24 protein-coding genes and 1 pseudogene are annotated in these 23,191 nt (G+C 64.1%); 20 read left to right on the forward strand and 5 right to left on the reverse strand.

What is annotated here, in order from left to right:
- The first annotated feature begins 3 nt into the window (after positions 1 to 3).
- From motD to KU43P_RS08045, 5 genes are all read left to right on the forward strand, one after another.
- The gene (motD, locus tag KU43P_RS08025; RefSeq protein WP_317662124.1) at positions 4 to 861 is read left to right on the forward strand and encodes a flagellar motor protein MotD; all 858 of its coding nucleotides are present in this window, start codon (positions 4 to 6) and stop codon (positions 859 to 861) included.
- 149 nt (positions 862 to 1,010) lie between these two features.
- A complete protein-coding gene (locus KU43P_RS08030; RefSeq protein ID WP_317662126.1) occupies positions 1,011 to 1,802 on the forward strand; it encodes a ParA family protein in 792 nt (263 codons plus the stop codon).
- Entirely contained in the window at positions 1,799 to 2,668 is an 870-nt protein-coding gene (locus tag KU43P_RS08035; protein WP_317662128.1) for a CheW domain-containing protein, read from the forward strand. The genes KU43P_RS08030 and KU43P_RS08035 overlap by 4 nt, the downstream gene beginning before the upstream one ends.
- A 42-nt stretch (positions 2,669 to 2,710) precedes the next feature.
- Positions 2,711 to 3,190, forward strand: coding sequence for a chemotaxis protein CheW (locus KU43P_RS08040; protein WP_016393802.1), 480 nt, complete (start codon positions 2,711 to 2,713; stop codon positions 3,188 to 3,190).
- 1 nt (position 3,191) lies between these two features.
- Entirely contained in the window at positions 3,192 to 3,587 is a 396-nt protein-coding gene (locus KU43P_RS08045; protein ID WP_317662131.1) for a DUF2802 domain-containing protein, read from the forward strand.
- 37 nt (positions 3,588 to 3,624) lie between these two features.
- On the opposite strand, the gene KU43P_RS08050 is transcribed toward KU43P_RS08045, so the two are convergent.
- The 4 genes from KU43P_RS08050 to KU43P_RS08065 form a co-directional block, all read right to left on the reverse strand.
- Positions 3,625 to 6,372, reverse strand: a complete 2,748-nt coding sequence (locus KU43P_RS08050; protein ID WP_317662132.1) for a dermonecrotic toxin domain-containing protein — start codon at positions 6,370 to 6,372, stop codon at positions 3,625 to 3,627.
- Between the two features lie 89 nt (positions 6,373 to 6,461).
- Complete coding sequence (locus tag KU43P_RS08055) at positions 6,462 to 9,191, reverse strand: dermonecrotic toxin domain-containing protein (RefSeq protein ID WP_317662133.1); 2,730 nt, start codon at positions 9,189 to 9,191, stop codon at positions 6,462 to 6,464.
- 63 nt (positions 9,192 to 9,254) lie between these two features.
- The gene (locus KU43P_RS08060) at positions 9,255 to 9,599 is read right to left on the reverse strand and encodes an EscU/YscU/HrcU family type III secretion system export apparatus switch protein (protein ID WP_317662134.1); all 345 of its coding nucleotides are present in this window, start codon (positions 9,597 to 9,599) and stop codon (positions 9,255 to 9,257) included.
- Positions 9,596 to 11,134 (reverse strand): flagellar hook-length control protein FliK, encoded by a 1,539-nt coding sequence (locus KU43P_RS08065; RefSeq protein WP_317662135.1) that lies wholly within the window; start codon positions 11,132 to 11,134, stop codon positions 9,596 to 9,598. The genes KU43P_RS08060 and KU43P_RS08065 overlap by 4 nt, the downstream gene beginning before the upstream one ends.
- 128 nt (positions 11,135 to 11,262) lie before the next feature.
- Here KU43P_RS08065 and ccmA point away from each other — a divergent pair, with 128 nt between their 5' ends.
- The 15 genes and pseudogenes from ccmA to KU43P_RS08140 all read left to right on the forward strand — a co-directional run bounded on the left by ccmA (position 11,263) and on the right by KU43P_RS08140 (position 22,343).
- Positions 11,263 to 11,895, forward strand: coding sequence for a cytochrome c biogenesis heme-transporting ATPase CcmA (gene ccmA / locus KU43P_RS08070; protein ID WP_317662137.1), 633 nt, complete (start codon positions 11,263 to 11,265; stop codon positions 11,893 to 11,895).
- Positions 11,883 to 12,560 (forward strand): heme exporter protein CcmB, encoded by a 678-nt coding sequence (gene ccmB / locus KU43P_RS08075; protein ID WP_411567235.1) that lies wholly within the window; start codon positions 11,883 to 11,885, stop codon positions 12,558 to 12,560. The genes ccmA and ccmB overlap by 13 nt, the downstream gene beginning before the upstream one ends.
- 46 nt (positions 12,561 to 12,606) lie before the next feature.
- The gene (locus KU43P_RS08080; RefSeq protein WP_317662139.1) at positions 12,607 to 13,371 is read left to right on the forward strand and encodes a heme ABC transporter permease; all 765 of its coding nucleotides are present in this window, start codon (positions 12,607 to 12,609) and stop codon (positions 13,369 to 13,371) included.
- Positions 13,371 to 13,547, forward strand: a complete 177-nt coding sequence (gene ccmD, locus KU43P_RS08085; RefSeq protein ID WP_016393795.1) for a heme exporter protein CcmD — start codon at positions 13,371 to 13,373, stop codon at positions 13,545 to 13,547. The genes KU43P_RS08080 and ccmD overlap by 1 nt, the downstream gene beginning before the upstream one ends.
- Positions 13,544 to 13,987 (forward strand): cytochrome c maturation protein CcmE, encoded by a 444-nt coding sequence (gene ccmE / locus KU43P_RS08090; protein ID WP_317662140.1) that lies wholly within the window; start codon positions 13,544 to 13,546, stop codon positions 13,985 to 13,987. The genes ccmD and ccmE overlap by 4 nt, the downstream gene beginning before the upstream one ends.
- A gap of 11 nt (positions 13,988 to 13,998) precedes the next feature.
- Positions 13,999 to 15,971 (forward strand): annotated as a pseudogene (locus KU43P_RS08095) (heme lyase CcmF/NrfE family subunit).
- On the forward strand, positions 15,968 to 16,504 hold the full coding sequence (locus KU43P_RS08100) for a DsbE family thiol:disulfide interchange protein (RefSeq protein WP_317662142.1): 537 nt from the start codon (positions 15,968 to 15,970) through the stop codon (positions 16,502 to 16,504). Before KU43P_RS08095 ends, KU43P_RS08100 begins: the two are co-directional and overlap by 4 nt.
- Positions 16,501 to 16,977, forward strand: coding sequence for a cytochrome c-type biogenesis protein (locus tag KU43P_RS08105; protein ID WP_317662144.1), 477 nt, complete (start codon positions 16,501 to 16,503; stop codon positions 16,975 to 16,977). Before KU43P_RS08100 ends, KU43P_RS08105 begins: the two co-directional genes overlap by 4 nt.
- The gene (ccmI, locus tag KU43P_RS08110; protein WP_317662146.1) at positions 16,970 to 18,154 is read left to right on the forward strand and encodes a c-type cytochrome biogenesis protein CcmI; all 1,185 of its coding nucleotides are present in this window, start codon (positions 16,970 to 16,972) and stop codon (positions 18,152 to 18,154) included. Before KU43P_RS08105 ends, ccmI begins: the two co-directional genes overlap by 8 nt.
- A 12-nt stretch (positions 18,155 to 18,166) precedes the next feature.
- Entirely contained in the window at positions 18,167 to 18,586 is a 420-nt protein-coding gene (locus KU43P_RS08115; protein WP_176517193.1) for a hypothetical protein, read from the forward strand.
- A 203-nt stretch (positions 18,587 to 18,789) separates the two neighbouring features.
- The gene (locus tag KU43P_RS08120; RefSeq protein ID WP_317662149.1) at positions 18,790 to 19,728 is read left to right on the forward strand and encodes a 2-hydroxyacid dehydrogenase; all 939 of its coding nucleotides are present in this window, start codon (positions 18,790 to 18,792) and stop codon (positions 19,726 to 19,728) included.
- Between the two features lie 50 nt (positions 19,729 to 19,778).
- The gene (locus tag KU43P_RS08125) at positions 19,779 to 20,567 is read left to right on the forward strand and encodes a PhzF family phenazine biosynthesis protein (protein ID WP_317662150.1); all 789 of its coding nucleotides are present in this window, start codon (positions 19,779 to 19,781) and stop codon (positions 20,565 to 20,567) included.
- Between the two features lie 77 nt (positions 20,568 to 20,644).
- A complete protein-coding gene (locus KU43P_RS08130; protein WP_317662152.1) occupies positions 20,645 to 21,052 on the forward strand; it encodes a GFA family protein in 408 nt (135 codons plus the stop codon).
- A gap of 72 nt (positions 21,053 to 21,124) precedes the next feature.
- A complete protein-coding gene (locus KU43P_RS08135) occupies positions 21,125 to 21,463 on the forward strand; it encodes an FKBP-type peptidyl-prolyl cis-trans isomerase (RefSeq protein ID WP_317662154.1) in 339 nt (112 codons plus the stop codon).
- A 217-nt stretch (positions 21,464 to 21,680) separates the two neighbouring features.
- Positions 21,681 to 22,343, forward strand: coding sequence for a histidine phosphatase family protein (locus KU43P_RS08140; protein ID WP_317662156.1), 663 nt, complete (start codon positions 21,681 to 21,683; stop codon positions 22,341 to 22,343).
- Positions 22,344 to 22,454: 111 nt separating this feature from the next.
- On the opposite strand, the gene KU43P_RS08145 is transcribed toward KU43P_RS08140, so the two are convergent.
- Positions 22,455 to 23,183, reverse strand: a complete 729-nt coding sequence (locus KU43P_RS08145) for an aspartate/glutamate racemase family protein (protein ID WP_317662157.1) — start codon at positions 23,181 to 23,183, stop codon at positions 22,455 to 22,457.
- Positions 23,184 to 23,191 lie beyond the last annotated feature (8 nt).

Raw genomic sequence — 23,191 nt, forward strand, 5'->3', positions numbered from 1 at the left:
CCCATGCGTCGCCGTCGTCACACCGAAGAACATGAGAATCACGAGCGTTGGCTGGTGTCCTATGCCGACTTCATCACCTTGCTGTTCGCGTTCTTCGTGGTCATGTACTCGATTTCTTCGATCAACGAGGGCAAGTACAAGGTCATCTCGCAAGCGCTGCTGGGGGTGTTCAACGACCCCGAGCGAAGCATGAAGCCGATCCCCATCGGCGACGAGCAGCCGCTGAGCGTCAAGCCGGCCGAGCCGCTGATCAAGGACAGCGAACAAACCGACGCGGGCCTGGCACAGACCAATGTCGACCCACTCAAGACCATCAGCGACGACGTGCGTGATGCCTTCGGCGACTTGATCAAGTCGGACCAGATGACCGTGCGTGGCAACGAGCTTTGGGTCGAGATCGAGCTCAACTCCTCGCTGCTGTTCGGCAGCGGCGACGCCATGCCCAGCGACAAGGCGTTCGACATCATCGAGAAGGTGGCGAACATCCTCAAACCGTTCGCCAACCCGGTGCATGTGGAGGGCTTCACCGACAACCTGCCGATCCGCACCGCGCAGTACCCGACCAACTGGGAGCTGTCGTCGGCGCGGGCGGCGAGCATCGTCCGCTTGCTGGCGATGAACGGGGTGAACCCTGGGCGCATGGCGTCGGTGGGATATGGCGAATACCAACCGGTGGCCAGCAACGACACCGCCGATGGCCGTGCGCGCAACCGCCGAGTGGTGCTGGTGATTTCGCGCAACCTTGAAGTACGCCGCAGCCTGACCGGCACCGGCAGCGCCAATGCCACCCCGGACGCTGCACTGCGACGGGCTGGCACACAAAGTGCACCGGCAACGCCAGCAACCAAGGCGGGGCAATAACTCGTCAATTCTCTGTCACCGCATGTTCTGTGGGAGCCGGCTTGCCGGCGATGCAGCCCACGCGGTGTGTGGCACCGGCTCCGCCGGTGATCGCCGGCAAGCCGGCTCCCACAGAGGTTCAGCGGCACTAATGAGTCAAGAGTTGTCCTATGAGAGTCTGGGCAGTAGCCAACCAAAAAGGTGGAGTCGGCAAGACCACCACCACCATCGCCCTGGCCGGCTTGCTGGCCGAGGCGGGCAAGCGCGTGGTCGTCGTCGACCTCGACCCGCATGGCTCGATGACCAGCTATTTCGGGCATAACCCCGACGCCCTGGAGCACAGCTGCTACGACCTGTTCCTGCACAAGGGGCAGGTCCCTGATGGCCTGCCCGGGCAACTGCTGCTGCCCACCAGCGATGAGCGTATTTCGCTGCTGCCGTCGAGCACCGCGCTGGCGGTGCTGGAACGCCAGTCGCCGGGGCAGAGTGGCCTGGGCCTGGTGATCGCCAAGAGTCTGGCGCAGCTGTGGCAGGATTTCGACTTCGCCCTGATCGACAGCCCACCCTTGCTGGGCGTGCTGATGGTCAATGCCCTGGCGGCCAGCCAGCAACTGGTGATCCCGGTGCAGACCGAATTCCTGGCGGTGAAGGGCCTGGAGCGGATGATCGGCACCCTGGCCATGGTCAACCGCTCGCGTAAGCAGGCGTTGCCCTATCAGATCGTGCCGACCTTGTTCGACCGCCGTACCCAGGCCTCGCTGGGTACCCTCAAGGTGTTGCGCGATACCTATGAACAGCAGGTCTGGCAGGGTTACATTCCGGTCGACACGCGCCTGCGCGACGCCAGCCGCAACGGCGTCACGCCGTCGCAGTTCGACGGCAAGAGCCGCGGCGTGATTGCCTACCGGGCGCTGCTCAAGCACTTGCTCACCTACAAGACTGCAGTGCAGGTGGCGTCATGACGTTGAAGACCGGCAGCCGGCCGCAGATGGCCTTGCAGTCTTACCTGGACGGCCTGCTGCAAGAGGCCACCGAGTGCGCAGACCTGCTCGACTTGCCGCCAGCGCGTGACGAGTTCGCTGACGCCGTGCGTGAGGAGCAGGCCCGCGATGCGCGCCAGCCGGCGCCGGTCGTCAGCCTCGCGGCCAAGCCTTTCGCTGAGCCGCAGCTCAAGATCTTGCCGACCGTGCTCCCCGTTGAAGAGCCGGTCGTGGTGGTGGTCGAGGCTGAGGTGGTGGCCGAGGCCAGCGTCCCGGTACTGACCGAGGTGCAGGCGCCCGAGCCGGTAGCGCCGCTGGTCGAAGTGCACCTGCCGGCCGCCGAATCGCCGCCGCCACGTGCCACGGCCGACGGCCGCCCGGCCTGGGCCGCCGAGCCATTCGAATGCCTGCTGTTCGACGTCGCCGGGCTGACCCTGGCGGTGCCGCTGGTGTGCCTGGGCTCGATCTACAGCCTGGAGGGGCAGGAGCTGACGCCGTTGTTCGGTCAGCCAGACTGGTTCCTCGGCATCCTCACCTGCCAGGCGGGCAACCTCAAGGTGCTGGACACCGCGCGCTGGGTGATGCCCGACCGCTACCGCGACGACTTCCGCCAAGGCCTGAACTACGTGATTTCGGTGCAGGGCTACGAATGGGGGTTGGCGGTGCATCAGGTCAGCCGCTCGCTGCGCCTGGACCCGTCGGAAATCAAATGGCGCAGCCAGCGGGGCCAACGCCCGTGGCTGGCCGGCACGGTCATCGAACACATGTGTGCACTGCTCGACGTTGCCGAACTGGCCGAATTGATCGCCAGCGGCGCGGTCAAGCAGCTGCACGGCAAACACAAATAACTGCGAACACACCGCCATTGGCGGCATTTGAGGGCTAGGGGAATGAAAAAGTCGTCTGCACAAGGTTCCGAAGATCCGATCCTGCAGTGGGTAACCTTCCGTCTGGACAACGAGTCCTACGGCATCAACGTCATGCAGGTGCAGGAAGTGCTGCGCTACACCGAGATCGCCCCGGTGCCGGGCGCGCCAAGCTACGTGCTGGGCATCATCAACCTGCGCGGCAACGTGGTGACGGTGATCGACACTCGTCAGCGCTTCGGCCTGATGCCATCGGATGTGACCGACAACACCCGTATCGTCATCATCGAGGCGGACAAGCAGGTGGTCGGCATCCTGGTCGACAGCGTGGCCGAGGTGGTCTATCTGCGCCAGTCGGAGATCGAAACCGCACCGAACGTCGGCAACGAAGAATCGGCCAAGTTCATCCAGGGCGTGTGCAACAAGAACGGTGAGCTGCTGATCCTGGTCGAGTTGGACAAGATGATGACCGAGGAAGAGTGGTCCGAGCTGGAGAACATCTGAGTTGATCTTCGAGGTTGCTGTCATCTTCCTGGCGCTGCTTTGGGCGCTGAGCCTGTGGTTCTTCCTCAACTACAGCAAGCGCCAGCGCGAACTGGCCGCCCAGCAGGCGGTCGGTGATGCGCTGCGTGACCAGCGCATCAAGGACCTGGCGAAGAGCCTGGAGGACTATCAAAACGGCACCGTGCGCATGGGTGATGCCATTCATGAGTTGCGGGCGACGGTGTCGACCCTGCCGGACCGGCTGGAACGCCTGGAACAGCGCGACCCGAGCAATGTCACTTTCACCCAGGCCGCCAGGCTGGTGGGGATGGGCGCCAGCGTGGCAGAGCTGACCGAGACCTGTGGGCTGACCCAGGCCGAGGCGGAGCTGATGAGCAAGTTGCACCGCAGCGAGTGACAGCAGTGCCGGGCCGCTTGGCGGCCCGGGCTGTGCTTCAGGTGGTGGTCCAGGAGTGGTTGCCGCCAGTTCTGGCGATGCGGTTCAACGGCAGGTGCGCGCGCCAGGACTGGCTGAAAGCCTGCCTGGGAATGAACAGATCGCCGTTGAGCAGTTGCATCGCATACAGGTTGAATATCTGCCGCAATGTACCCAACCCCGGCAGTTGCCGCTCCACGACATCGGTGAGCAAGCGTGGTCCGGTCATCCGGTTCAGGCGCGCGGCATACAGATAGAACCCGCGCGAATCGCTGGCAATGTCTGGCCGGCTATCATAGAAATCAGGCTCTGCCAGATAGCGGGTGTGCATTTCATCCGAGATCGCTCGCAGCGTAGGGTTGCCGGGGTGGCTGCCGATCAGGCTGGTGTTGTATTCCCAGTTCATCGTCAGCTTCTGGTTGCTCATGGGCGGTGGCAGCAACAGGCCCTCCGGTGTGGTGGCCAGTGTCAGGTTGTCGATGGCCGCCATGTCCTGAGGTGCGGGTTGCTGCGGATCACGCAGCGGGTCTTCGTGAGCGCCCAGGAGCGTATCGTCGATGTCCATGTACAGCCCGCCTTCGTGGTCCAGCAGCGGGTAGCGCAGCACATCCGAGGCTGACGAGAAGTTGCTGGCAACGCCACCGTTACCGTCGATTGCATGCTGGTATTGCGTGAAGTACGGGCTTTCCCTGAACGATGCATAGAACGCATGCTCCTCAAGTGTGAGCACTTCCACGCCTGGCGCCTGTTCGGCCAGTAATCGGGTGTTCTCGGCGAACGCCTCGGGCGACGTATTGGACAGGAACAGCCGGTAGCGGTATTCGCTACCGGCCAGCCTTCGTGCGTTTGCTGCCAAGTTATCGAGCAACTTGGCGTCGATCACCTTGTTGCCCACCCAGATCGAGGAAATGCGCTTGGGGATCGCTTGCAGCCGCTCGGTTTCCAGTGTGGGCAGCTCGACCGGCAGAGGCAGATCGACCCCTAGCGAGCGCAGGGTTCTCATGCGCATAGGGTCCGTGACCGGGCGCGCCATGGCATCGATAGGCGTGAGGTCCATGTTGCCGTCCTTGGCAATGTAGAAGGTTGGCATCACAGCGTTGGCGTCAATGTCGGCGATGAATGCGTCATGCTCCATGTCATACATCACATTGAAGCCATACCCGCCACTGGAGGCTTGAAGTTCGTCCAGTTCACCGTTGTACAGCGGTTGACGTATCACCGACTCGGCCACGGCAGGATCGCCACCGGGTAAAGGCGCGATGGCGTCGTTGATGACGAAGTAGTCCGCGACATCCAGTTCGGGGAGGTGTGGCGGTGAAACCGGGCTCAGCGGGTATCCCCAGCGTTCGTTGACCCAGGTGGGAAACACGAAGCCGTCGCGCTTGATACTGAAAAGCTCGGTCGCCTTCAGGCCTGCTTGCGCTGCCAGCGGCAAGGCATTGAGCAGGCCGAATTCGATGTTGCCGACAGCGTCAGCTTTGGCATCCAGCGACTTACCATTGACGGCCTGATCGACGCCGAGCCCGAACTGGGCGAGGCCGCCAAGCGCGAACAGCGGCGCCAACTCCGGCACCACCAGCGCCAGGGGTGCCAGGATAGTGAGGGTGGTGCTCACGTAGCCGCGCCATTTGGCCTTGGTCACGTCACTGTTGCGGGTGATGATGAAGTCGGCATCATCCAGGCTGCGCTGGCGCTGGTATTGGCAGAGGGCCTGGAAAATGTCGCCATCGATGCTCGGGCTGTACGTGTTGGCGCGGTAGTTCACGTAATCGTGCGGGGACCATCGACCATCGGTGGTGAAGCCGGGTCGGTTGGGCGAAAGATGAGGGATGTCCGGATAGGTCGCCAAGCCTTCAAGCGCTGTGTCCAGGCCGCTGAAATCCAGACCGTCCGGGGTGTCGGCGAGGCGAAAATGGCTGCGCAGGGCCTGGCGGGTGTCCTTGTTTCGACATTGCGCTGCAATCCAGTCCTTCATGGCCTCCATGCTTTCAAACGTATGCATGGGCGACGCATTGCCCGGTATGTACAACAACACACCCGGTGTGGCCCTGTCGGCGATGCACAACACATCGGTGGCGACATAGCCGTAGATGTTCAACGGGCGGATCTTCAGGCCATCCGAGCGCTTCGACAGCCCTGCGGCCTGCCAGGCCAGCGCGCGCCCTTGCTCGCTGAGCGAACCCTGGCTCACCTGCTTGTTGCAGGCTGCGATGAAATTGATCTTGGCTGCCAGGCAGTGGTCTTGGGTGTGCTCATTCCAGTAGCTGTCCAGCATGGTTTTGAAGCGGGTGTGGAAGTCGAGCTCCCAGATGAAACGCTGCAAGGCCTCGGCAGGTATCTGAAGATGGGTGCTGGCGTCGTAGCGAGGAGGATTGGTCTTGCGGAACAGGCCGTTGAATACCGAATAGTCGGCGCCACTGTGCAGGGCGCCAGGTGGCGGCAGGGCTTCGACGATGTGCAGGGGCCCTTGCGGAAAATAGCCCGCCCAGGGTGCGCCGATCAATCCACCGATCAGGTTGTTGCTCGACTCGCCCTGCCAGTCCGTGAGCACGGCCTCGATCAGTGACAGGCGGTTGACGACCACGGCCTTCTGGCCACGGTAGTGCAGGGTCACGACGTCAGTGTTCGCAGGGTCGAGTTCCAGCCCTTGCTGGGTGTTCGCCCACTCGCCGATCTGGCGACCGGCTTCGAGGTCGGGCCTGGGGAGATGGGCCAGCAGGTTGCGAACGAATTGCACGCCAGTGGCGTTCACATAGGAGGTTGGCATGGGGTCACCTGGTCTTGGAAGGAGTGCAAGGGTTTACCAATGCGGTGATGGCCCAGCGGTACATACTGCAGCCACCACTGTGAATGCCCTTACAGGTGAAGCCAGCTATGGGCCTGGCCAATCCGAGCCACTCGGTCAAGCGGCGCGTAGGCATGTATCCGCTGCATGAACTCACTCAGGTCCACGGTCTGGCGGATGTCATGGATGGGGGAGGCCAGCAGGTTGCAGATCTCGCGCAGTTGTGAAAGCCAAGGAAGGTGCTGGTCGATGACCTCGTTGAGCATGCCCGGGCCGGTCAGCTGGCTCAGGCGCCGGGTGTAGGTGGAAAAGGCGGTCGGCGCGTTCGTCGGGTCAGGGCGGTGCTGGTAGAAGTCCGCGGCAAGGTCGAAACGGCGGCGCATCTCGTAGGAGATAGTGTCCAGAGTCGGGTTGCCTGCGTGGCTGCCAATCATGCTGGTGTTGTACTTGATGTACATGCCCAACTGGTCGTTGGAAACCGGCGGGGCCAGCAACAGGCCGTCTTGGGTGGTGCTAAGTTCGGTGTCCAGCAGCGGCACATGGGATTGTTGGTTATGCACGGTCACCAGCAACCGGTCATCGGCATCCAGATACAGCCCGCCGAAGTGGTGCAGCACGCGGTAGCGCAGGATGTCGCTGGCTGAGCTGAAGTTGGTAGCGGTGCCACCGTTGCCCTCGATCGCCGACTGGTACTGGTGATAGAAGGGCGACTTGAGGAAGGTTTGGTAGAAGGACTGATCCTCCAGAGGCAACACCTCGAGGGCTGGGGCCTTGTCCGTCAGTTGCGCGAAATTGGCCTCGTAGGCCCCACGGTTCATGCGCGACAGCAAGAGCTGGAAACGGTAGCCGCTGTCCTTGGCTGCTTGGGCGTTATGCACCAGGCTGTCGAGAAATTCACCCGCGATCAGGCGGTCACCGACCCACACACTGGTGATCAGCCGAGGTATAGGCGTGCACTGCAGCAAGTCGTAGGCCGCCAGTTTGATCGGCAACTGCAGATTTATGCCCAACGTGCGCAATGTGGCCATGCGCTGGGCATTGGAAACCAGGCGCTCGGGCGCTTCAAGGGGCACGAGGGCATCGCCTCCGGGTACCCAGCGGGGCGGCTGGGCGAGCAACGCATCGCGGGTCCTGATGAAGCTGTTGCTCGATATTTCGTATTTGACCCACTCGGAAACAATCTCCTGGCCATCGTGAAAGTAACCGATGAAACGGTGCTCCAAGCTTGCATCGACACGGGCGACGACGCTCGCTAATTGCGCGTCGGACAGCTGGGGTGCTTGGCGAAAGGCGCTTTGCGCCGGTTGCATCTCGATCGCATCAGCTTCGTCCGGCGTGCTTTGGTTCATCAGACTTCGCAGGCGCGACGGCACGGCGAAATCAGGGCGGCACCAACTGAACAGGTCGCGCGAGGCGCGCGCCAGATTGATCGCCGTCGGCACCGCGTTGAACAGCCCATAGACCTGATCCGTCACACCCTCGGCCTTCTCTTCCAGGCTGCGACCATTGACCACCCGGTCCATGCCCAGGCTGAACTGGGCCAGGCCGCCGATCACCAACATGGGCGTCAGCTCTGGCACCACCAGCACCAGTGGCGCTGCGATCGTCATGGCCAGGTTGAGGAAGCTGACCCATTGGGCCTTGTCGATCTGATGATTGGTCGTGATCTGACTGTTGGCATCCTGGTAGCTGCGCTGCTTCTGAAGTCGGGCCAGGTAATGAAACAGGTCGTCACCGATGTGCGGGCTGTATTTATCGGGTTGGAAGTCGACGATAGCCTGTGGATCCCAGATCCCGCTGGTGGCGAACCCTGGGTGGTTGACCGGGAAATGGTGCGCGGCGGGAAAGCGTCCAAGGCCGGTCAACGCGGTTCGCACGCCACTGAAGTCCAATCCATCGGGCCAGTCCAGGGGGCTGAAGGCCTGTAGCAGTGCCTGACGCTTGCTCGGGTTCTGGCACTGTTCGGCGAACCACGCCTTCATGGCCTTTCGCTCAATGAATTCGTGGAACGGCGATGTGTTGCCTGGCAGGTAGAGCAGGGTGAGCCCAGATGCCGTGTCGCGGATACAAAGTATCGAGGACGAAGCATACCCATAGACATTGAGCATCGAGACCTGGGTTGAGGGGCTTCGGGGGATCAGATCGGCGGCCTGCCAGGCGAGGCGCTTGGCCTGTTCGCAGAGGCTGCCTTCGAGCAACTGCTTGTTGCAGGCGGCAATGAAACTGATCTTCAGGCCCCGCTGATAGAGCGTCAGATGCGTGTTCCAGTAGTCATCGAGGCTGGTCTTGTAGCGGTTGTGCAGGTGCAAGCCCCAGATGAACGACTGAAAGTCCTCGGCACGGATCTGCACCCGGTTGTGTGGCCCATAGCTGGCAGGCTCGGTGCGCTGGTACAGGCCGTTGAAGACTATGAATGGCGAGCCATTGGAGAACAGGTCGAGCGGCTTGAGGCGGGTCACAAGGTTGACGCTGCTCGAGGGCGCGATACCGGCCCAGTCGCCGAAGTGAAAACCGCCGAATGTTGCGGTAGATTCGCCTTGCCAGTTGCCCAGCAGGGCTTCGATCAGGCTCATGCGCTGCATGATCACCGCATTTTCACGCACGAACGGCTTGCCAGCGTCATCCTGCTGGCGTTCGAGCTGATAGTGAAGGGTCACGACGTCGATGCTCTCAGGTGGCAGAGCCACGCCTTGCTTTTTCAGCCATTCATTGAGCAACTGGCGCGCCAGGCTGTCTGGGCGCGGCAGGCCGACCAACGCCTCGCGCGCCAGGCGCAGGTTTTCCGGGGGGATAAAGTTCATCGGGGGCAGCTTCCTGTGGCTTGAGAAAGCCCAAGCTTTCAGTGCCTGCCCCGGCGCAGGGTGCTAGATAGTGCTCGACCCGGGTGGCAGGAGCAGTTGCCCCGGTGTGATGTCTTGCGGGCTGCAGGGTTGTTCGTTGAAGCCTGCCGGCACCTTGCCGCGCAAGTGCCAGGCGAAGGCGATGATTTCGGCGATGGTCAAGTACAACGCCTCGGGGATCTGGTCGCTCAGCTCCAGGCGCGCTAGCAGGCGCACCAGCTCGGCGTTTTCGTAGATGGGCACTTCGTGCTCACGGGCGATGGCCAGGATGGCCTCGGCCAGCTCGTCGTCGCCCTTGGCGCTCAAGGTCGGGGCTTGCTGGCCGTCGTAGCTCAGGGCAATGGCCTGGCGGGGTTGCCTGTCGGTCATGCAGTTTCGTCCACCCAGCGTTGTTCGAGGCGTGTGCGCGCACCTTGTGGCGGTGTGCCGGGGTGGCAGGCCAGGTCGCCGACCTCCAGGCCCCGGGCCAGCAGACGTTCGCGTAGTGCGCCGAGCTGGCTGTCGATCAGGCGCGCGGTATCCGGAAGCTCTGCCCACAGTTGGCCGCTGAGGCGGCCCTGGGTCAACTGTGCCTGAACTTGAAGCGGCCCCAGCGGCGGCAGGTCGAAGGCCAGTTCGATGCGCCACAGCGACTCCAGCGGGTCGCGTTGTTCGCGGCGGGGGTCGGCTTGTTGCTCGGGGGTGTCTTCGCGTTGCAGCTTGGCCTGCAGCGGGATGAACTCTTGGCCGTGGCGCACTGGGATTTCGGTCTGCCAGGTGGTCTGCAGGTTGCCGTTTTCCAGCGTGCCGGTCTGTTGCAGGCTGCTCAGGGCGTGGCTTTGCAGGCGCGAGATGGCGGCGGCGGCCAGGCGCAGCAGTTGTTGCAGGTCGCCTTCGTCTTCCATGGCCTGCAGCAGCCGCGAGGGCAGGGGGAAGACGCCGGGGGGCTGGCGCGGGCTGACCCGTTCGAGCATGCCCAGGGCGCTGCGGGCCACGGCCGGCATGATCTGGGCCAGGCTCGAGGGGCTGGCCGAGGTGATCGCGCCATCCACGGGCACCTGTGCCACCAGGCGTAGCAGCTGGGCTTTGAGGTCCACACCCGTGGCCAGGCCACCCAGGAGTTTGGCTTCGAGAAAGGTGCCGCTGTTGGCAAGGGCCTGGGCCAAGCTTTTGGCATCACCCAGCTGACGTGCATCCGGCAGGCTGGCCAGCAGGCGTTCGGCGCTGCCGCGCAGTTCGCCATCGCCTGTGCGGGCCAGTTGCTGCAGGGCGTCGAGCAGCCCTGGCAGGGAGGCTTGGCGCCCCTGTTGGGTGGCAAGCTGCTGGGCGACGTTCAATTGTTCCTGGCGCCCGCTCAGGGGCACGAAGCGCAGCGACTGGTCGCCTTGCACCAGGGCGCTGAGCAGGCTGCCGACAGGTAATGGGCGAGGGCTGTCGATGGTCAGTGTGGCGCCGGCCTGGGCGGTGTTGAGCAGGCTCACCAAAGAGCGGAAGGTGGTGGCGGTGCCGGGGTCCTGCAGCAACTGGCTGGTCAGGACTTTGCCTTGGAGCAGGGTGCCGACTGGCACCTTGCCGGTATCGAGTTGGGTCAGGGTGGCGATATTGCTGGCGCTGGCCTGTTGCACCATCACCGCCAGGCGATCGCTTTGTGGCTGGCTCACCGTGACCTGGCTGCCCGGCGCAAGCGGTTGGCTGGCACTTGCCTGGACCTGGGCCTGATTGCCATTGGCCTGGAGAATGCGCAGCACCAGCTGGAACTCGCTGCCACTCTGCTTGAGTGTCAGTACCTCGGCCTGCGCGGTCTCGCCAGGCTTGAGCAGGCCGGGCTGCGCCTGGGTCAGGCTGAGCAGTTCGGCGGTCATCGCCGCCTTGATCGCTTGGGCGCTCACCGCAGTTTGTGCGCCGAGACTATTGATTTCAGTCATGATTGTATACAACCTGTCGAACCCGCCCTCTTGGCAGCGAAGCCGTGCATGTAATAATGCCGTCCGTCCGCCACTGCCAGTTTAACGGCAGCGAAGAGGGCGACTTGAGAATTGCATAAGGCGAAACCGTGACCTTTCACCTCCAAGCCGTGGGCCTGGCCTGCGAGCGCGACTGGCGCCTGCTGTTCGAGCACCTGCATTTCGAACTGCGGCCCGGCGACATGCTGCAGATCAGCGGCCCCAACGGCAGCGGCAAGACCAGCCTGCTGCGTTTGCTCGCCGGGCTGATGCAACCGACTGCCGGGCAGATCCTGCTGGGCGGCCAGCCGTTGGCCGAACAGCGCCATGCGCTGGCCAGCATCCTGTTGTGGATTGGCCATGCCGCGGGCATCAAGGACCTGCTGACCGCCGAGGAGAACCTCACCTGGCTGTGTGCCCTGCACCAGCCGGCCACCCGCGATGCCATCTGGTCGGCCCTGGAAGCTGTTGGTCTGCGTGGTTTCGAAGATGTGCCTTGCCATACCCTGTCGGCTGGCCAGCAGCGCCGCGTGGCCCTGGCCCGCCTGCACCTGGACAGCCCGCCGCTGTGGATTCTCGACGAACCGTTCACCGCCCTCGACAAGCAGGGCGTGGCGCAGCTCGAGGCGCACCTGGCGGCCCATTGCGAGCAGGGCGGCACGGTCGTGCTGACCACCCACCACACGCTGGAACGCAAACCCTCTGGTTACCGTGAACTCAACCTGGGGCAATGGGCGGCATGAGCGTATTCATCCTGTTGGTGCGCCGCGAAGCGCGCCTGCTGTTCCGCCGTCCGGCGGAGCTGGCCAACCCCTTGGTGTTCTTCGCCATCGTCGTGGCCCTGTTCCCGCTGGCGGTAGGTCCGGAGAGCCAATTGTTGCAAACCTTGTCGCCCGGACTGGTCTGGGTCGCGGCATTGCTGGCGGTCCTGCTGTCGCTCGACGGTCTTTTTCGCAGTGATTTCGAGGACGGCTCGCTGGAGCAGTGGGTACTCTCGCCACACCCTTTGGCCATGCTGGTACTGGCCAAGGTGCTGGCGCACTGGATCTTTTCCGGTCTGGCACTGGTATTGTTGGCGCCTCTGCTAGCGCTGATGCTGGGTTTGCCCAGCCATTGCCTGCCGGTGCTGTTGGGCTCACTGTTGCTGGGTACGCCGGTGTTGAGCCTGCTGGGCGCGGTAGGCGCAGCGCTGACGGTCGGCCTCAAGCGCGGTGGTTTGCTGCTGGCGTTGCTGATTCTGCCGTTGTATATCCCTGTATTGATCCTGGGCAGTGGTGCGTTGCAGGCGGCGTTGCAGAATATGCCGGCCACCGGCCATCTGCTGTGGCTGGCGAGCCTGACGGCCCTGGCGGTTACCCTGGCACCCTTTGCGATAGCGGCCGGCCTGAAGATCAGCGTCGGCGAATAACGAGTCCCGGGCTTTCAAGCCCGGCTAATACCCTGGATGTACCCTGATGAAAATAAGCTGGACGTGGTTCCACAAACTGGGTTCCCCCAAATGGTTCTATGCCATCAGCGGCCGCATGCTGCCGTGGCTGACCGTTTCCGCCATCTTGCTGCTGGCCACCGGCGTGATCTGGGGCCTGGCCTTCGCCCCCGAGGACTATCAGCAGGGCAACAGTTTCCGCATCATCTACATCCACGTGCCGGCGGCCATGCTGGCGCAGTCGTGCTACGTGCTGCTGGCGGTGGCTGGGGTGGTGGGGCTGGTATGGAAGATGAAGCTCGCCGATGTCGCCCTGCAATGCGCCGCCCCCATTGGCGCCTGGATGACCGCCGTCGCGCTGGTGACCGGGGCCATCTGGGGCAAGCCGACTTGGGGCAGCTGGTGGGTGTGGGATGCACGCCTGACCTCGATGCTGATTTTGCTGTTCCTGTACTTCGGCATCATCGCCCTGGGCCAGGCCATCACCAACCGTGACAGCGCGGCCAAGGCCTGTGCGGTCTTGGCCATCGTCGGCGTGATCAACATCCCGATCATCAAGTACTCGGTGGAGTGGTGGAACACCCTGCACCAGGGGGCGACCTTCACCCTCACCGAAAAACCAGCCATGCCCGCCGAAATGTGGCTGCCGCTGCTGTGCACGGCGCTGGGCTTCTATTGCTTCTTCGGCGCAGTACTGCTGTTGCGCATGCGCCTTGAAGTGCTCAAGCGCGAAGCGCGGGCCAGCTGGGTGCGGGAAGAGGTGTTGAACAGCCTGGGTCGGAGGGCCGCGTGATGAGCTTTTCTTCATTCGGCGATTTTCTCGCCATGGGCCACCATGGGCTGTACGTCTGGTCGGCCTATGGCATCTGCCTGACGGTGCTGGCGATCAATGTCGCAGCGCCGCTGCTGGCCCGCCGTCGCTACCTGCAAGAAGAGGCGCGCCGTCTGCGCCGGGAGAACAACCTGTGAATCCGCAGCGCAAGAAACGCCTGTTCCTGATCCTCGGCCTGCTGGTCGGGGTCGCGGTGGCCGTCGGCTTTGCCTTGAGCGCCCTGCAGCAGAACATCAACCTGTTCTATACGCCCACCCAGATCGCCAATGGCGAGGCACCGCTGGATACGCGCATCCGCGCCGGCGGCATGGTCGAGAAGGGCTCGGTGCAGCGCTCAGGCGACTCGCTCGACGTGCGCTTCGTGGTCACCGACTTCAACAAGTCGGTGCCGATCACCTACCGCGGCATCCTCCCGGACCTGTTCCGCGAAGGGCAGGGCATCGTCGCCCTGGGCAAACTCAATGGCGACGGTGTGGTGGTGGCCGACGAGGTGCTGGCCAAGCACGACGAGAAGTACATGCCGCCTGAAGTCACCAAGGCCCTGAAAGAAAGCGGCCAAGCGGAGGCTAAGCCATGAATGCAGCGCTGGTGATCCCCGAACTCGGCCAACTGGCGATGATCCTGGCGATCTGCTTCGCCGCCGTGCAGGCCACCGTGCCGCTGCTCGGCGCCTGGCGCGGCGACAGCCTGTGGATGAGCCTGGCGCGGCCGGCCGCTTGGGGGCAGTTCGCCTTCCTCGCGTTTGCCTTCGCCTGCCTGACCCACGCGTTCATGACCGACAACTTCTCGGTGGCCTACGTGGCCAGCAACTCCAACAGCGCCTTGCCCTGGTACTACAAGTTCAGTGCCGTGTGGGGCGCGCATGAAGGCTCGCTGCTGCTCTGGGCCTTGATCCTGGGGGCTGGACTTTCGCCGTGTCGATATTCTCGCGGCAGTTGCCGCAGGTGATGCTGGCGCGGGTGCTGGCGGTGATGGGCATGATCAGCGTGGGCTTCCTGAGCTTTTTGATCATCACCTCCAACCCGTTCGAGCGCCTGCTGCCGCAAGTGCCGACCGACGGTCGCGACCTCAACCCGCTGCTGCAGGACTTCGGCCTGATCGTTCACCCACCGATGCTGTACATGGGTTATGTGGGCTTCTCGGTGGCCTTTGCCTTCGCCATCGCAGCTCTGCTCGGCGGGCGCCTGGATGCGGCCTGGGCGCGCTGGTCGCGGCCCTGGACAATCGTCGCCTGGGCGTTTCTCGGGGTAGGCATCACCTTGGGCTCCTGGTGGGCCTACTACGAATTGGGCTGGGGTGGCTGGTGGTTCTGGGACCCGGTGGAAAACGCCTCTTTCATGCCGTGGCTGGTGGGCACCGCATTGATCCACTCGCTGGCGGTGACCGAAAAGCGTGGGGTGTTCAAGAGCTGGACCGTGCTGCTGGCGATTGCCGCTTTTTCGCTGAGCCTGCTGGGCACCTTCCTGGTGCGCTCCGGCGTGCTGACCTCGGTGCACGCGTTCGCCGCCGACCCCTCGCGCGGCGTGTTCATCCTGATCTTCCTGCTGTTCGTGGTCGGTGGCTCGCTGACCCTGTTCGCCCTGCGCGCGCCGGTGGTCAAGAGCCAGGTGGGCTTTGCCCTGTGGTCGCGCGAGACGCTGCTGCTGGCCAACAACCTGGTGCTGGTGGTGGCCGCCTCTATGATCCTGCTCGGCACCCTGTACCCGCTGGTGCTCGATGCCCTGACCGGGGCCAAGCTGTCGGTCGGGCCGCCTTACTTCGATGCCTTGTTCCTGCCGCTGATGGCGCTGCTGATGGTGGTGCTCGGGGTAGGCGTGGTGGTGCGCTGGAAGGACACGCCGGGCAAGTGGCTGGCGAGCATGATGACCCCGGTGCTGATCGGCAGTGCGGTGCTGGCACCGCTGGCAGGCTTCATCCTCGACGACTTCGACTGGCCGACCCTGAGCGCCTTCGCCCTGGCTGCCTGGGTGGTGCTCAGCGGCCTGCGCGACATCCTCGACAAGACCCGCCACAAAGGCCTGGCCAAAGGTGTGCGTGGCCTGACCCGCAGCTACTGGGGCATGCAGCTGGCGCACCTGGGCCTGGCGGTTTGCGCCCTCGGCGTGGTGTTGTCGAGCAACAACAGCGCCGAGCGCGACCTGCGCATGGCGCCGGGCGAAAGCGTGGAGCTTGGTGGCTACCACTTCTTGTTCCAGGGGGCCAAGCACTTCGAAGGGCCTAATTTCATCTCCGACAAAGGCACCATCGTGGTCAGCCGTGACGGCCGTGAAGTAACCACCCTGCATCCGGAAAAACGCCTGTACACCGTGCAGCAGTCGATGATGACCGAAGCGGGTATCGATGCCGGCTTCACGCGCGACCTGTACGTAGCCCTGGGCGAGCCGCTGGAAAACGGCGCCTGGGCGGTGCGGGTGCATATCAAGCCTTATGTTCGCTGGATCTGGCTGGGCGGTCTGCTGACCGGCCTGGGCGGCTTGCTGGCGGCCTTCGACCGGCGCTATCGCGTCAAGGTCAAGACCCGGGTGCGTGATGTCCTGGGCGTGTCTGGAGCAGCTGCATGAAGCGTTGGATCATGGTGGTGCCACTGGCGGTATTCCTGCTGATGGCGGTATTCCTGTACAAAGGGCTGTTTCTCAAGCCCGACGAGCTGCCCTCGGCGATGATCGGCAAGCCGTTCCCGGCGTTTTCCCTGGCCTCGACCCAGGGCGATCGCAACCTCACCCAGGCCGACCTGCAGGGCCGCCCGGCGCTGGTCAACGTCTGGGCTACCTGGTGCCCGTCGTGCAAGGTCGAGCACCCATACCTCAACCAGCTGGCCGAGCAGGGCGTGGTGATCTACGGCATCAACTACAAGGACGACAACGCCGCTGCCTTGAAGTGGCTGGCCGAGTTCCACAATCCGTACCAGCTGGATATCCGTGACGAGCAGGGCAGCCTGGGCTTGAACCTTGGTGTGTACGGCGCGCCAGAAACCTTCCTGATCGACGCCAAGGGTGTCATCCGCTACAAGCACGTGGGCATCGTCGATGCCAGCGTCTGGCGCGAGCAACTGGCGCCCCTGTACCAGGGCTTGGTCGACGAGGCCAAGCCATGAAGCGCTGGCTTGCAGCCGCCGTGCTGGGCATGAGCCTGGCCGGTGTGGCCAAGGCGGCCATCGATACCTATCAGTTCCGCGACGACGCCGAGCGCGAGCGCTATCAGCAACTGACCAAGGAACTGCGCTGCCCCAAGTGCCAGAACCAGGACATCGCCGACTCCAACGCGCCGATCGCCGCCGACCTGCGCCGCGAGATCTTCCGCATGTTGGGCGAGGGTAAGAGCAACCAGCAGATCGTCGACTTCATGGTCGACCGCTATGGCGACTTCGTGCGCTACAAGCCTGCGCTCAGTGGCCGGACCTGGCTGCTGTGGTTCGGCCCGGGCATTCTGCTGGCAGGCGGGTTCTTGGTGCTGGCGGTGATCGTTCGCCGGCGCCGTGGCCCGGTGACCCAGGGCGCGGAGCATTTGTCCGCTGAAGAACGCGAGCGTCTCGCCAAACTGCTGGAAAAAGAACAGACCCATGATTGAATTCTGGCTTAGCGCGGGCCTGCTGCTGCTCGCTGCCCTCGGCTTTCTGCTGATCCCGATCCTGCGTGGCCGCCGCCAGCAGCAGGAAGAAGACCGTACGGCGCTGAACGTGGCCCTGTACCAGGAACGTGTCGCCGAGCTGGCCGCCCAGCAGGCGGCCGGCGTGCTGGACGACACGCAACTGGCCAATGGCCGCGATGAGGCTGCACGGGAACTGCTGGCCGACACCGAAGGTGCCGATGCGCCGCGCCAGGGGCACCTGGGCAAGGCCTTGCCATTGTTGGCGGCGGTGCTGGTGCCGCTGCTGGGGCTCGGGCTGTACCTGCACTTTGGTGCGGCCGACAAGGTCCAGCTCACCCAGGAATTCGCTGCCGCACCGAAGAGCATGGAAGAAATCACCTCTCGCCTGGAGCGTGCAGTCGAAGCCCAGCCGGATTCCGCCGAAGGCTTGTACTTCCTCGGCCGTGCCTACATGGCCGAGCAACGGCCGGCGGATGCCGCCCGGGCCTACGAGCGCGCCGTGGCACTGACCGGTCGCCAGCCCGAGTTGCTCGGGCAGTGGGCCCAGGCGCTGTACTTTGCCGCCGACAAGCAGTGGAGCGCTCAGGTGCAGGCGCTGACCGACGAGGCACTCAAGGCCGACCCCAACGAGGTCACCAGCCTTGGCCTTCGTGGTATCGCAGCCTTCGAAGGCGAGCGTTATCAGGAAGCGATCGATTACTGGACGCGCCTGCTCACGCAGTTGCCCGAGGGCGATGCCTCGCGCGCGGCGTTGCAAGGTGGCATCGACCGCGCAGCGGAGCGTCTGGGCGGCAAGGCTGCCAAACCTGTCGCCACGGCGCGGCTGAAGGTGCGGGTGGAGCTGGCGGCAGCGCTCAAGGACAAGGTCAAGCCCGACGACACCGTGTTCATTTTCGCCCGTGCCAGCAATGGCCCGCCCATGCCGTTGGCGGCTAAACGGGTGACCGTGGCGCAGTTGCCGCTGGAGGTCGAGCTGTCCGATGCCGACGCGATGATGCCGCAGATGAAACTGTCGGACTTTGCCGAAGTCCAACTGGTTGCACGTGTGTCCCGTGCCGGTCAGCCTACCCATGGCGAGTGGATCGGCCAGGGAGCACCGTTGGCCAACACGACCCAGGCCACCCAACAATTAGTCATCGACAGCCCTGACCCGTAAGAGAAACCTGCCATGCACAGTACCGTCCGCCTGACCCTGATCACCCTGGCCCTGGGTTTGTCCGCGTGTACGGTGCGTGAGCCGTATGAGCAGCCGTCGCCGCCGGTGGAGACGGTGCCGTCCCACCCGGGGCCGGTGGTCAAGCCCCTGCCTGGCGGCCAGCCGTCGACGCAGCCGAGCAAGCCGGCGGCGATTCCCAAACCGATGCCGCGTACCTCGGCCAGCTTCGCTCCGCCACCGGGTGGCGCCAGTCACTGGGATCCCAAGCTGGGTGTCTATGTGCTGGAGAAGAAGCCCAATACCTTCTACCGGCAGCGTACCTACTACCGCTATGACGGTGGCTGGAGCTGGTCACTGAGCCCGGATGGGCCGTGGCAGGAAACCGACAGCAGCGGGGTGCCGGGTGGCCTCGGGCGGGCCTTTGCGCAGTAAGTCCTATGGCCCTATCGCCGGCAAGCCGGCTCCCACCTGTGCGCCACGGCTTCCAGTCCAGCGGTGAACCTTGTAGGAGCCGGCTTGCCGGCGATAGGGCCAGGACAGGCATACCCATACAAAACAGTTACCCCCTGATTTTGCGATTGACTGTGCCGGCCCCTGACTCCGCATAATGCCTCCCTGATATTCAAGGAGGTGGCATGCACAAGACAGTTCTGGTGCTGGTGGAAACCGTCGACGATTACCTGCCACTGCTCGAGCAGGCCGGCTACCGGCTCATCCGCGCACCGTCCCCCCAGTTACGCGCCGAAGCGATCCAGCGCCACGCCGCTGAAATCGACGCCGTGCTGACCCGCGGCCCTCTTGGCCTGAGCGCCGTCGAAATCCAGGCGATGCCGGCACTGCAGATCATCTGTGTGATCGGTGCCGGTTATGAACAGGTTGACCTGGCCGCCGCCGCCGCCCGCGGCATTACCGTCACCAACGGCGCTGGCGCCAACGCGACCGCCGTTGCCGACCACACCTTGGCCATGCTGTTGGCGCTGCTGCGCGACATCCCCCGCGCCGATGCCAGCACCCGTCGTGGCGAATGGAACCGGGTCATCAGCCCCTCGGTCAGCGGCAAGCGGCTGGGCATCCTCGGCCTGGGAGCGGTTGGCCAGGCCATCGCCAAGCGAGCCAGCCTGGGCTTCGACATGAGCATCAGCTACCACAGCCGCAGCCCACGCCAAGGCGTGCCCTACACCTGGTACGACAGCCCGCTGCACCTGGCCGAGGCCGTCGACATTCTGGTGGTGGCTACGCCCGGTGGTTCCAGTACCCGGCATCTGGTCGATGCCCAGGTGCTAGAAGCGCTGGGCACCGAGGGTTTCCTGGTGAACATTGCCCGCGCCAGCGTGGTGGATACCGAGGCCCTGATCGCCGCGTTGCAGCAAGCCCGGATCGCTGGTGCCGCGCTGGACGTGTTCGACGATGAGCCGGCCGTTCCCGAAGCATTCAAGGCACTCGGCAATACCGTGCTCACCCCTCACGTGGCCGGCCAGTCGCCGGAGGCCGCGCGCGACACCGTAGGCCTGGTGCTGCGCAACCTGCAGGCATTTTTTGCCGGTGAGCCCGTGTTGACCCCGGTGCGCCTGTAACCCTTTTCAGACATCTGCCTGGCAACCCCCGGGCTACAAGGAGTGTGTGCATGCAACTCGAAATCTTCCAGGTCGATGCCTTTTCTGCCGAGCCGTTCGGTGGCAACCCGGCGGCGGTGATCCCGCTGGATGCCTGGCTGCCGGACGATGTGCTGCAGCGCATTGCCGAAGAAAACAACCTGTCGGAAACCGCCTACTTCGTGCGCAATGGGGAGGCCTTCGACCTGCGCTGGTTCACCCCGACCGTGGAGGTTGACCTGTGCGGCCACGCCACCCTGGCGTCGGCCTATGTGCTGTTCGAGCAACTGGGCGAGCAGGCAGCCGTGCTGCGCTTCAACACCCGCAGTGGCGAACTGCGGGTAAGCCGAAGCGCCGACGGTCTGCTAGCCATGGACTTCCCGGCCAAGCAGCCGACCGCCGTGGAAACCCCGGCGGGGCTGCTGCAAGCGCTGGGCCTGGGCCAGGCAGCGGCGGTGTACCGCAGCGACGACTATGTCGTGGTGATCGAGGATGCGCTGTTGCTCGACAGCCTGACGCCAGACTTCGTTGCGTTGAACGCCTTCGATGTGCGTGGCATTGCCGTGACGGCGGCAGGGCGTGGCTTTGACTTTGTTACCCGCTGGTTCGGCCCGCGGGTTGGCGTGAATGAAGACCCGGTAACCGGCTCGGCGCACACTTCGCTGGCGCCCGTGTGGGCGGAGCGCCTGGGCAAGCAGGTACTGAGCTGCGAGCAGGGCGGCGTACGCAAAGGCCAACTGCAGTGTGAAGTGCCTGGCAATGGACGGGTCATCATCAGCGGGCGAGCGGCCTTGTACCTGAAGGGCAGCATCTACATCTGATGCCGGGGATGGGGCGGCGGGCCCTTGGCAATGGCCCGTCTATACTTGCCCACCCACCCCTTGCAAGGAGCCCCATCATGACCCTGGAAAAACGCGGCAGTTGCCTCTGCGGCGAAACCCATCTGCGTGTCACGGTCGACAACACTCATATCAGCGCCTGCCATTGCAGCATGTGCCGCAAGTGGACCGGGGGCCCGATGCTGGTGGTGCATTGCAGCCAGCCGCCAGTGATCGAGGGGCGTGCACCCAGCGTCTACGACTCGTCCGACTGGGCCCAGCGCGGCTTTTGCGGGCAGTGTGGCACCCACCTCTATTACCGGCTCAAGGCCAATGATTTCTACGCGGTGCCGGTCGGCCTGCTCGACAACGATGAAGCCTGGGATTTCGACCTGCAGATCTTCGTCGAGCAGAAGCCGGCCTGGTACTGCTTCGCCAACCAAACCAAGGAACTGACCGGGCAGCAAGCCTTCGAGCAGCTGGGTTGAGCCTGTCGGCTTGCCAAAACCGTGCATTCCTGCGAAAAGGGCGGCCATGAATTTCAGCGTTGGAGCACGCCCATGAGCAGCGAACTGCACATTACCGACCTCGTCGAAGGCGACGGCAAGGCCGTCGTCAAAGGCGCCCTGATCACCACCCAGTACACCGGCTGGCTGGCCGACGGCAGCGAATTCGATTCGTCCTGGTCGCGGGGCAAGCCCTTCCAGTGCGTGATCGGCACCGGCCGGGTGATCAAAGGCTGGGACCAGGGCCTGATGGGCATGCGCGTCGGCGGCAAGCGCAAGCTCCAGGTGCCGGCGCACCTGGGGTATGGCGAACGCAGCGTGGGCGCGATACCGCCGAATTCGGACCTGACGTTCGAAATCGAGTTGCTGGAGGTGTTGACTCGGGACGATTGAGGCGCAATCGCCTAAATATTTTGGCAACACTTGGTCACTATTCTGAGCCTTGCCTAGGGAACGGCCTCCACACTCAGGAAGGAACCAAACGGGCCAACGGTACTCTGAGCCCTACTCGTTGCCAGGGAAGGCACTCACTATAGGGACGCCTCGGGCACAGTCCGCAGGGCAGGTGGCGGGTAAACCGACACCTTTTTGCCACGAGAGCCACCTTTCCATGAAGTTGCCACCTTTCCTCCGGCGCCGTCGCCACCTGCTGCTGAGCCTGGCCTTGATCGGCGCGGCGGCGCCTCTGGCACTGGAGGTGGTCGAAAGCCGGGCACAGCCGGTCGACGGTACCCAGACCCTGGTGTTCCTGCGTCACGCCGAGAAGCCTGGCGAAGGGTTGGGGCAGCTGAATTGCCAAGGGCTCAACCGCGCACTGGACCTTGCCACACTGCTGCCGGAACGCTTTGGCAAGGCGGATTACGTATTCGCCGCCAACCCCACGCGGGAAGTCGAGGAAGGTAGCCAGGACCAGAGCTACAGCTACATCCGCCCGTTGATGACCATCACCCCGAGCGCGATTCGACTGGGGCTGCCGGTGAACATCGATTTCGGTGCCAACGACACCGACGCGCTCGCCGACGAACTGCTCAGCGAAAAGTACCGCAACGCCACCGTCTACACGGCCTGGTCCCACGGTTACCTGCCGGAGCTGATCAATACGGTAGCCGGCAAGGCACTGGGTGAAGATCGGGTGATCACCCAGGACTGGAACGGGGATGATTTCGATAGCCTGTATGTGCTGACCCTGACCTGGCACGACGGCAAGGCCAGCCTGCTCAGCCGTAGTGTGCGCCAGGGGCTGGACGGCGGGGAGCAGGGTTGCCCGACTTGAACCGCACCGGCCCTATCGCCAGCAAGCTGGCTCCCACAGCTACTCCACAAGCCATGAAAGCAGTGGTTTCCCTGTGGCAGCCGGCTTGCCGGCGATAGGGCCCGTCGAGGCTTAACGCCCGAACCGCATCGGCCAGCCCACCACCTTCTTGACCCGAGGCGTGGCATAGGTGCGCACCTTCGAGGTGCTCAAGCCCATGCGCACCAGCGATTCGGCGATGGTCACCGCCGCACCCACACCGTCCACCACCGGCACCCCGGTGCGCTGGCGAATCTGCTCGTCCAGCCCGGCCATGCCGCCGCAGCCCAGGCAGATCACCTCGGCCTTGTCGTCGCGCACGGCCCGTTCGGCCTGCTCGACGATCGCCTCCACCGCACGTTGCGGGTCGGCTTCCAGCTCCAGCACGGCCAGGCCACTGGCGCGCACCGACGCGCAGCGGTCGTACAGCCCGGAAAGCTTCAGGCGGTCCTCGATCAGTGGCACGGTGCGGTCCAGGGTGGTCACCACCGAGTAGGCGTGGCCCAGGTACATGGCCGTACTGGCCGCCGCATCGGTAATGTCCACCACCGGCACATCGAGCAGTTCCTGCAGGCCTTCTCGACCATGTTCGCCATAGCCGGCCTGGATCACCGCGTCGTAGGGGCCGTCATAGGCCAGTACACGGTCCATCACGGCAATGGCGGCCAGGTAACTCTCGAAGTTGCCCTCCACCGACTCGGCACCGAACCACGGCGTCAGGCCGATGATTTCTGTACCGGGCGATGCCACGCTGCGTGCCTGTTCGGCGATGGCTTCGGTGATGGCGGTGGTGGTGTTGACGTTGGCGATAAGGATACGCATGGACAGTC

The organism is Pseudomonas sp. KU43P (assembly GCF_033095865.1).
Taxonomy (GTDB): domain Bacteria; phylum Pseudomonadota; class Gammaproteobacteria; order Pseudomonadales; family Pseudomonadaceae; genus Aquipseudomonas.

What these genes read in the sequence shown, in the direction of transcription:
- KU43P_RS08060 (WP_317662134.1), bottom strand. Translation starts at nt 9,599, where the DNA reads ATGACCGACAGGCAACCCCGCCAGGCCATTGCCCTGAGCTACGACGGC.
- KU43P_RS08120 (WP_317662149.1), top strand. Translation starts at nt 18,790, where the DNA reads ATGCACAAGACAGTTCTGGTGCTGGTGGAAACCGTCGACGATTACCTG.
- KU43P_RS08115 (WP_176517193.1), top strand. Translation starts at nt 18,167, where the DNA reads ATGCACAGTACCGTCCGCCTGACCCTGATCACCCTGGCCCTGGGTTTG.
- ccmB (WP_411567235.1), top strand. Translation starts at nt 11,883, where the DNA reads ATGGGCGGCATGAGCGTATTCATCCTGTTGGTGCGCCGCGAAGCGCGC.
- KU43P_RS08135 (WP_317662154.1), top strand. Translation starts at nt 21,125, where the DNA reads ATGAGCAGCGAACTGCACATTACCGACCTCGTCGAAGGCGACGGCAAG.
- KU43P_RS08040 (WP_016393802.1), top strand. Translation starts at nt 2,711, where the DNA reads ATGAAAAAGTCGTCTGCACAAGGTTCCGAAGATCCGATCCTGCAGTGG.
- KU43P_RS08035 (WP_317662128.1), top strand. Translation starts at nt 1,799, where the DNA reads ATGACGTTGAAGACCGGCAGCCGGCCGCAGATGGCCTTGCAGTCTTAC.
- KU43P_RS08130 (WP_317662152.1), top strand. Translation starts at nt 20,645, where the DNA reads ATGACCCTGGAAAAACGCGGCAGTTGCCTCTGCGGCGAAACCCATCTG.
- KU43P_RS08100 (WP_317662142.1), top strand. Translation starts at nt 15,968, where the DNA reads ATGAAGCGTTGGATCATGGTGGTGCCACTGGCGGTATTCCTGCTGATG.
- ccmD (WP_016393795.1), top strand. Translation starts at nt 13,371, where the DNA reads ATGAGCTTTTCTTCATTCGGCGATTTTCTCGCCATGGGCCACCATGGG.
- KU43P_RS08145 (WP_317662157.1), bottom strand. Translation starts at nt 23,183, where the DNA reads ATGCGTATCCTTATCGCCAACGTCAACACCACCACCGCCATCACCGAA.
- KU43P_RS08105 (WP_317662144.1), top strand. Translation starts at nt 16,501, where the DNA reads ATGAAGCGCTGGCTTGCAGCCGCCGTGCTGGGCATGAGCCTGGCCGGT.
- KU43P_RS08065 (WP_317662135.1), bottom strand. Translation starts at nt 11,134, where the DNA reads ATGACTGAAATCAATAGTCTCGGCGCACAAACTGCGGTGAGCGCCCAA.
- KU43P_RS08055 (WP_317662133.1), bottom strand. Translation starts at nt 9,191, where the DNA reads ATGAACTTTATCCCCCCGGAAAACCTGCGCCTGGCGCGCGAGGCGTTG.
- KU43P_RS08125 (WP_317662150.1), top strand. Translation starts at nt 19,779, where the DNA reads ATGCAACTCGAAATCTTCCAGGTCGATGCCTTTTCTGCCGAGCCGTTC.
- ccmI (WP_317662146.1), top strand. Translation starts at nt 16,970, where the DNA reads ATGATTGAATTCTGGCTTAGCGCGGGCCTGCTGCTGCTCGCTGCCCTC.
- KU43P_RS08030 (WP_317662126.1), top strand. Translation starts at nt 1,011, where the DNA reads ATGAGAGTCTGGGCAGTAGCCAACCAAAAAGGTGGAGTCGGCAAGACC.
- KU43P_RS08050 (WP_317662132.1), bottom strand. Translation starts at nt 6,372, where the DNA reads ATGCCAACCTCCTATGTGAACGCCACTGGCGTGCAATTCGTTCGCAAC.
- motD (WP_317662124.1), top strand. Translation starts at nt 4, where the DNA reads ATGCGTCGCCGTCGTCACACCGAAGAACATGAGAATCACGAGCGTTGG.
- KU43P_RS08080 (WP_317662139.1), top strand. Translation starts at nt 12,607, where the DNA reads ATGAAAATAAGCTGGACGTGGTTCCACAAACTGGGTTCCCCCAAATGG.
- KU43P_RS08140 (WP_317662156.1), top strand. Translation starts at nt 21,681, where the DNA reads ATGAAGTTGCCACCTTTCCTCCGGCGCCGTCGCCACCTGCTGCTGAGC.